This is a genomic window from Microcystis flos-aquae FACHB-1344, from assembly GCF_014698375.1.
Classification (GTDB): Bacteria; Cyanobacteriota; Cyanobacteriia; order Cyanobacteriales; family Microcystaceae; genus Microcystis; species Microcystis aeruginosa.
The window spans coordinates 20,133-28,499 of record NZ_JACJSW010000234.1; the positions used below are offsets into that span (position 1 = coordinate 20,133).

The 8,367-nt window shown below is 44.6% G+C and carries 8 protein-coding genes; 6 read left to right on the forward strand and 2 right to left on the reverse strand.

The window, feature by feature from the left end; translation table 11 throughout:
* Positions 1-141 precede the first annotated feature (141 nt).
* From H6G48_RS25160 to H6G48_RS25185, 6 genes are all read left to right on the forward strand, one after another.
* Positions 142-1,131 carry a helix-turn-helix domain-containing protein gene (locus tag H6G48_RS25160; protein WP_277925747.1) on the forward strand — a complete coding sequence of 330 codons (990 nt, stop codon included), beginning with the start codon at positions 142-144 and terminating at the stop codon, positions 1,129-1,131.
* The gene (locus H6G48_RS25165; RefSeq protein WP_190723781.1) at positions 1,118-2,029 is read left to right on the forward strand and encodes a hypothetical protein; all 912 of its coding nucleotides are present in this window, start codon (positions 1,118-1,120) and stop codon (positions 2,027-2,029) included. The genes H6G48_RS25160 and H6G48_RS25165 overlap by 14 nt, the downstream gene beginning before the upstream one ends.
* A gap of 160 nt (positions 2,030-2,189) precedes the next feature.
* A complete protein-coding gene (locus H6G48_RS25170) occupies positions 2,190-2,714 on the forward strand; it encodes a hypothetical protein (protein WP_159250621.1) in 525 nt (174 codons plus the stop codon).
* A 26-nt stretch (positions 2,715-2,740) separates the two neighbouring features.
* Positions 2,741-3,526 carry an ATP-binding protein gene (locus H6G48_RS25175; RefSeq protein WP_190723782.1) on the forward strand — a complete coding sequence of 262 codons (786 nt, stop codon included), beginning with the start codon at positions 2,741-2,743 and terminating at the stop codon, positions 3,524-3,526.
* 1 nt (position 3,527) lies between these two features.
* Positions 3,528-4,553 carry a metal-dependent hydrolase gene (locus H6G48_RS25180; RefSeq protein ID WP_190723783.1) on the forward strand — a complete coding sequence of 342 codons (1,026 nt, stop codon included), beginning with the start codon at positions 3,528-3,530 and terminating at the stop codon, positions 4,551-4,553.
* A 1-nt stretch (position 4,554) separates the two neighbouring features.
* Positions 4,555-5,583, forward strand: coding sequence for a putative HlyD family type I secretion protein (locus tag H6G48_RS25185; protein ID WP_190723784.1), 1,029 nt, complete (start codon positions 4,555-4,557; stop codon positions 5,581-5,583).
* 206 nt (positions 5,584-5,789) lie between these two features.
* Here H6G48_RS25185 and H6G48_RS25190 read toward each other — a convergent pair whose 3' ends face one another.
* Complete coding sequence (locus H6G48_RS25190) at positions 5,790-6,536, reverse strand: PEP-CTERM sorting domain-containing protein (protein WP_190723785.1); 747 nt, start codon at positions 6,534-6,536, stop codon at positions 5,790-5,792.
* A 58-nt stretch (positions 6,537-6,594) separates the two neighbouring features.
* Positions 6,595-8,367: putative Ig domain-containing protein (locus tag H6G48_RS25195; RefSeq protein ID WP_190723786.1), on the reverse strand; the 1,773-nt coding region annotated here is incomplete at its 5' end.

The window sequence follows — 8,367 nt, forward strand, 5'->3', positions numbered from 1 at the left end:
GTGACAGATTAATTAAATTAGCAATACAACCATTATGGCACAAAACAAAGAACCGCCACCAAAAGCATCTTAAAAAAGCCCAAAAAAGCAAAATAACCCCAGCAAACAAGGCTAGGGCTAAATCCCATATTTTCTATACCAATGATAACGCAGAAATTCTACCCAATCACAGTAACCGAGCTAACGAGCTTATCAGGAAAGCTGACAGAGACAGAGATCGTAATCTATCTGTACTTAATGGCCGCCAATCCCTTTGGCGATCGCTTTCAAGAGTTCGATACCTCAGTAATCGCGGAAAACTTAGACGTAACGCGGCGCACAGTTCAGCGAACCCTTAAAAAACTGGAATCACTAGGCTTAATCGAGCTTGAAATCAAAAGCTTCACCTATCGCCGGACAAAAGCATCAAATACAGAAGAGCTTGACGATCCTAGGATCGCCAAGCGACAGCAGGATCGCCAAGGCGACAGTAGGATCGCCTTGGCGACAGTAGGATCGCCAGAACGACAGCAGGATCGCCAAGGGGAGCTAGAACCCTTACAGGACAAAGGTTCGGAAGCCTCTAAGACTATTAAGACTATTAAGACCTCCCAGACCGCAAAGGATGAGGCTGGTGATGATATTTTTTCAGAGGAAAAATTAACCCCTAGCAAAATCTCCCAAAAAATAATTGATCAACTTGTGGAATTAGATATTCCAATCAATAAAAAGATCGAAGAAGCGATCGAGAAATATGGGGAGTGCCAAGCAGAAAGAGCGATAAATCACATAAAAGAAACTAGAGCAACAATAAAGAGTAAATACGCCGTATTTCTCTATCAAATCTCCCAAATACAGGGGAATTCAAGCAAGGAACTATCAAAGGAATTTCTCGAATGGTATCAATACGCCAGAGGAGAAATCACGGAGGATATTCCCCCAGAATTACTGCCACGAGATCGCCATGGTGAGCCTTTGATCAGAATGCGATCGAGGCCAGGGGAATTAATCGCATGGCAAAGAGCTAAATCAGGAGAAAGCTTTACACGCTGCACAAGAGAAGAATTAAGAGCATCCCTAGAAAAAATAGCACCAGATTTCGCCCAAAAAATAGATAAATACAAAGGAAGGGCTAAAAATGAACAGCAATAATTGGTATCATTCCCATTCTTTCAATTTTCGCGGCTTAACGTGGGAATTTACCTACATAGAAGCTACAGCAAGCCGCACAATCGAAGCAACAAAACCAGACGGGACAAAAATTTATCTAAAAATCCCCATCAAGGAGACGACTAAATTTGCCTATCCCCTTGCTTGGTTGGAGAAATGGGAGCAAAGCAAGGGAAAACGAATACTTCTAAGAGAGAAAGCAGAATCGAGAACCCTGTTTGAAATGGAGTTAACCCCTAGCAAATCACCCCACGACGAAACTGAAAAAACTTTGCTAGGGGTTAACGGGAATAAGGAAGCATCGATGGAAGAGTTAACCCCTAGCAAATTACAGCAGGACGAAACTGAAAAAACTTTGCTAGGGGTTAACGGGAATAAGGAAGCATCGATGGAAGAGTTAACCCCTAGCAAATGTCTGTCATGCTCTCTCTGCCAGAGGATTTCGAGCATCTTGCTTACCTGCCTAGCCAGCCCGAAATATTTTACAGAAGAAACCGCGAAGGAATGCGAACGATTCACTCCCATAAAGCAAGCCCAGAGCGAAGCCGAAGGATTTACCCTGAGTGAAGCCGAAGGGAATCTAGAAGCAATACCCAAGCGCCCACGACGGCGACGAGGAAGCGGATCGGGGACTTTTATCACCACCTACGCCAATCATGGGAAATATGGGAAAAAGTACCCGCAGATATCCTATCAAGTAGAGTTCGGGGGTAAGAAGCGATCGATCTATGTGATCGCTGAAAAGATCGAGCAGATACAAGAACTCGATCGCCTAGGCAAGCCAATCAACGAGATTCTGGAGGCGATCGATTCACCCAAAGCCCGGAAAGTCTTAAGAGAGTATAAAGATTTTATGGAAAGCAAAGAGGAAAAAATTTAAACTAAAATCACCAAAATTCCGAAATCAAGAGGAAAGCCTGTGATATTTTTCCATAAGGCAAAATCGGACTAAACCGCTTTAACCCTCTAAATTGAGGAATTTCACCCCTACCCGAAAAATAAATATTTGGGTAGTTTTAAAAATTATAGGGATAAAAGACATGGAAAATACAAAAGAATTACTCTCGGAATCAAAAGGGGAATTGATAGGGAAACTAAATGAACGCTACGGAATTGGCAAGAGCGTGACCTATAAGCGCCTAGAATTCCTGGAGATAAGCATTCGGCAAAGCGAAGGAATAAGCTTTCTATTTTCGGCAGAAATTAAAACCCTCGATGATCTCCATGAGTGGATTAAGCAGGGCAAGGCAATGATCCACTTCCCAAAACCAGGGAAATTGGCAATATCAGAATCAGGCTCGATTGATAGCGTGGCGGATTCGATCGAATACACGACCGCAGAGGAAGGGAACCAAATCAATCAACTGATCCGCGTAGCTCAGGAGCAGGCGGCAGGGTTGCTCATGGCTCAGAATATACTAGCGGCTCAGTTCAAAGATAATCCTGATCTACTGCCAGAAGACCTGCGATCGAAGGTTCGGGCTACGGAGGAAGCTGTAGCCCCAAAGTCGATCGACCCCGAGAAGTACGCGCTAAATCTGATCGCGAGAATGAAAGCCGCCTAAGTCTCTACGATCAAGAGCTTAGGGAAATGATCACAGCGATCGAGGCGGGAAAATCAATACTGGTGGTGGGCGAAGCTGGAAGCGGCAAGACCACCCTGGCCGAGACTTTGCTAGGGGTTATCGGCCAAGATTACCAAATAGCAATGGCTAACTATAGCGGCAGCACAGCGGCCACCCTGAAATCGATCGCCGAACAGTGGGAAATCGACGCGACTGACGAGAAAGGAAAACCCCTCAAGGGGGACGCACTTAAACAGGAGATAGCGAACAATATTAACGATCGCTATCTTTTGATCTGTGATAATGCCCACCGATGGGCCGCCTCCCTACTGTATTGGCTAGAAATAGTGCAAGAAACGGGAGCAATCCTCGTGCTTTTATCGATCGCAGAGATTAAAACTGGCATCTTCCTAAAAATGTCAAAAATCGAGCTAGGCCGCCTCAGTGAGGCACAAATCCGAGAAATCATGTTTCGCGAAGCCATAGCGATCGATTTCTCGTTAACCCCTAGCAAAATAGCCCGCCTACAATCGATCGCTGGCTCTAATCCCATGCTGGCCAAGCAAGCAGTACAAGAGGCGAAACTAGGCCGACATTTCCCAGAAGGAAAAGGAAGCGAATACGTCAACGTCGCGCCCTTTATCAATGCCATTTTTACAGCCCTAGGGATTATCCGATTTGTCGGTTTGGGATTGGGCGATCGATCATTATATATTTTCGGAGGGATAGCAATGCTGATCGCAATATCCCTGCGCTATATGGGAATAGGCTTAAATCAAGCCGCAAGAAGAAAGCCTTTAGGAAAAAAATAATATGATGGCCCTCACCCACGCCGCCCTATCCGTGGCGGGAACTACTCTACTATTAGGCGAAATTACGCCCCTAGGCCTTGGATTATCGATCATTGGCTCCCAACTTCCCGATCTCGATACCACTAAATCAATGATGGGCAGAATTTGTTACCCGATCGCAAGCTTCATAGAACAAAGATACTCACATAGAACCATCACCCACTCACTAATGGCGACGGGGATTATCGCGCTGATCTCTCTACCGATCGCCTATTATTTCTCCCTGAAACTTTGGCTATGTTTACCCTTGGGACATTTACTATCCTGTTTTTCCGATACCTTTACTAAGGAAGGCGTGGGGCTATTTTATCCCTCACCCGTGCGGGCGATCTATGGGAATAATCCTAATTTCAGATTGCGAACCGGCAGCACGATCGAGTATTGGGTGCTAGGTCTAGCGATATTACTCTCGATCTGGTCGATCAATCTGCAATCATCGGGCGGATTAATGCTCTCATTTAATCAATTGCTAGGGGTTAAAGATGGCGTGGAAGCCGCGTACAATCGATACGGAGCGGATCATCATATCTGGGTAAATATCCAAGGAAATAAGGTAAGCGATCGAGCCTCGATCGATAGTCGGTTCTTTCTGATCGCCCAAGAGGGAACAGATTTTATAGTACAAAATGCCAAGGGAATCTACAAAACCGAGGATCAAATCACTATCAGCCGGATCACCGCCGAAACAGGAAAGACGGCCACCACCCGCGAAAAGGTGATCACCTTTAATGATGATGAGGTAACGGGCATACTGCAAGCCTTCGCTGATGAAACAAGCGGCATCTATCTAAGCGGCAAGCTAGAAATAGATGAACCCGATGATATTTTCAACACCAACCCGCCCGACCAATACCCGACCCTAACCAAAACTGGAAACCTGATCGATCTCTCCTACTGCCCGATTGAGAAAGCGATCGAGATTTTATCGGGGCAATTTGGCTATGGAACCCTGACAGCAAGAATCATCACACCAGCCCCCTTCAACTGACATGATCCGATCTATTCTTCTGGCTGTACTACTAACCGCACCGATCGCACTGGCACAGCCGACCTCAACCACAAACAAAGCCCCAGAAGCGGAAATAAACTTAACCCCTAGCAAAAGCGCAACACCCAAGCGCCTGAAAATCAACCTATCAATCGCCAATACCAACGATCTTAAGGTGAGAGAAGGGGATAAAGTCACTAGGGGGCAGGTAATCGCTGATCGTGATGGGGAGCGATCAAGGCTTAACAGGGAGCGAAGAGAAACCCTGCTATCGATCGCCAAGATCGAACAAACACCAGTACCGCAATTAAGAATCTCCCCCCCCATCCGGGAAATCCCACCAGCCAGCTTTGCGATCGAGGAAGCGGCAATACAGCAAGCAGAGCTAAAATTCTCCCAATCTCAGCGAAATTATCAAAGCGCCCTCAGTAATGATCCTTTTATCACGGCCCGGGCGAATGTGGATTTTGCCAAAGCAGCGATCGAGCAAGCCTATCGGGAAGTGGAGCTACAGCAGAAAAAAATTGAAGCTATAGCCCAAGTCAAGGGCATCCCAGCCGAAATGCTCGAACACGAGACAGAAAAACTTAAAGAAGTGCGATCGAACTGGGAGAAACGCCAAGCAGAATACAAGTTTAGGGAAGCCGAATATAAGCAGGTTCAGCAAGGGCGCACCGAATCCATCAGCGCACTAAAGGAAGCAGTAGAATCCGCGAGAGCGGAGCTAGAAATCGCTCAAGCAAGGCTAAGAGCCGCCAAAGAAAGCCAAAATCAGAGGGAATACGAATATCAGATCGCTATAGCGCGGCGGAATGAAGAGGCTAATCAATCTGCTATCACCGTATCCCAGCAAAATCTCGATCGAGAGTTTAAGCTCACTCAGCTTAAGGAGAGAATCTCCTCGATCGATGATCGGTTATCCTCGATCGCCGTCGTTCGATCGCCTTTTGCCGGATCAATTAAAAGGATAAAAATCGAAAGCCAGTCCGATAATACTCTCAAAGTTACAATCTCACTAATCACGAATTAATCAGTCATCAGTTATCAGTTATCAGTTATCAGTTATCAGTTATCAGTTATCAGTTATCAGTTATCAGTTATCAGTTATCAGTTATCAGTTATCAGTTATCAGTTATCAGTTATCAGTTATCTTGAAGCACCGAAGCAATTTTTGTGATATACTGACGCAGAAAAAGGGTTTCTTTAAGAAACCCTTTTTCTTGATAGCGGGTGATGTTAACAATTATTGCGCTTGCACTTGCTGGCTAATCCCAGAGTTAATAATAGTCCGAAAAGAGTATCAGGTTCAGGAACTTTGGCAATATTAGTAAGCTTGATATTATCAACTAATAAAGCTGAATTTACAGCAGCATTTCCTCCCCCTGTCTTATCCACATCAACTACCCCAAACCCTAAAATATAATTTCCAGTCACCGATATTGGTATCGTGTAGGTTTGATAACCTGTTTCTTTCGTTAAATGGGAAAAAGAAGGATTGACTGGAAAACTAGATTGAGTATCTGCCAAAGAATATAAAGTATTATTAAGGGTAAAAAAAGCGAAATCGTTGTAATCTACATCAGCCGCATCTTCATCAGTCAGAAAATTCCAAGAAAAGCTGAAAATATCGCCAGCATTAGCAGTAATAGTCTGTTTAATAGCGGAGCCTTCAACAACCGATAGATTGCTTAACTCATTAACTGATAAGCCGAGAAATGATTCTAAATCATTAGCATTAGTCAAGGATTGATTGTCATCACAAGCACCGATAAAAAGACAAGTTTGTAACACTGCTTGATAATTTCCGTTAACCGGTGTAACCTGAAAACCTGAAGTTTCAACGCTCGCTTGTCCACTGGTATTCCAGTCAGAAAAATTACCAGTTTCAAAACTTCCATTGACAACAGCGGCGTGGGAGGCTTCAAGATTAGAAGCCAGCAAACTAGCAACAGTAATTAAGGTTAAAGTTGGGAGTTTAAACATGAGTAATTTTCCTGATATATGGTTAATTGTGAGATGGTATATTTCGCTGGCTGTTTACTTAAGCTTGAATTAAAATGTCATTCTCATTTAGCACTGGGATACCGTTGAAGTTGGCAAAAAGTGCGCCATTACCTAAGCCATTGCTTGTCCCATTTTGATTGTAGAACAGATTACCTGTTGCTAAATTGTAAACGATTTTAGCACTACTGGAACCAACTAGATTTAGTTCGTTAGCAGCATCATTGATGGTCGCAAATTCAGCGGTTTGTAAGCTATTACCGACGGTACTGACAAGAGCATTGAAAGAGGTTTTACTCAGGATAACTTTGTCACTTCCTTTGATAAAGTCGCTGATACTATCAACTCCAAAATCACTGGTATTAAAGATAGCACCACTGCCAAAGAGGAATGAGTCGCTGCCATCGCCGCCGGTGAGAATATCATTTCCTTTTCCACCAATCAGGGTGTCGTTACCGGCGCTACCGATAAGGGTGTCGTTGCCATCTAATCCCTTGAGTAGGTTATTGCCGCTGTTGCCGGTGATGAGATTATCTAGGTTGTTACCTGTGCCGTTGGTGTTGTCATTGCCTGCTAAGGTGAGGTCTTCGATGTTGACGGTGAGAGTGTAATTGACAGAGGATTTGACGGTATCTTTGCCTTCTCCAGCATTTTCGATGACTACATCGCGGCTGCTATCGACAATGTAGGTGTCGTCACCGGGACCGCCTGCGAGTCGGTCATTTCCTATGCCACCATCGAGAATATCGTTGCCTTCACCGCCGTTGACGCTATCGTTACCAGCACCAGCATTGATGTGGTCGTCGCCGCTAGTACCGTTGACGGTTTCACTGCTACTGCTACCGTTGACGGCGTTGAGGACGTTGAGGCTAAAGCTATCGTTGGCTTTTTCTCCGGCTGAGTCGCTGGCGATTACTGTCAGGTTATAAGTACCTGAAGCAGTATCGGAGGGGGTGCCACTGAAGGTACGGGTAGCGCTATCAAAGGTGATGCTACTGGGGAGGACTGTTCCTGTGGCTAGGGTGTAGGTGAGATTATCTCCATCTACGTCGTTGAAGGTATTAGGGGGAATGGTGAAGCTGAAGGGTTGTCCTTCGGTGGCGGTTTGATTGGCTATTTTCTGTTGTAATGTGGGTGCATCATTGACAGATGCAACTGTTATGGTGAAGCTATTGTCAACAGTTTTACCGTTGGATGTTCCCCGAATTGTAATATTAGCTATCCCAGATTGATTGTCTTGGTAGTCGAGGGTTAATTGATTGTCAATAATAGTAGCGGTGACTAATCCCGGATTACTATTGACGAATACTGATTTAACAATTAAAGCGATGTCATTGTCGATGTCAGTGAAAACGTTAGTTAAATCAATGACGGTATTGGCTGCATCTTCGTCAACATTGACATCTGTAATGGGATTGAGGACAGTTGGTGGATTATCGACTGCACCGACAGTTACCGCAAAGGTATCATCAACAGTTTTACCGTTGGATGTTCCCCGAATTGTAATATTAGCTATCCCAGATTGATTGTCTTGGTAGTCAAGGGTTAACTGATTGTCAACGATGGTAGCGGTGACTAATCCCGGATTACTATTGACGAATACTGATTTAACAATCACATCTCCATCAACATCACTAAAGACATTAGTTAAATCAATGACGGTATTAGCTGCATCTTCGTCAACATTGACATCTGTAATCGGATTGAGGACAGTTGGTGGATTATCGACTGCACCGACATTGACAACGAAAGTATCGTCAACAGTTTTACCGTTGGATGTTCCCCGAATCGTAATATTAGCTATCCCAGATTG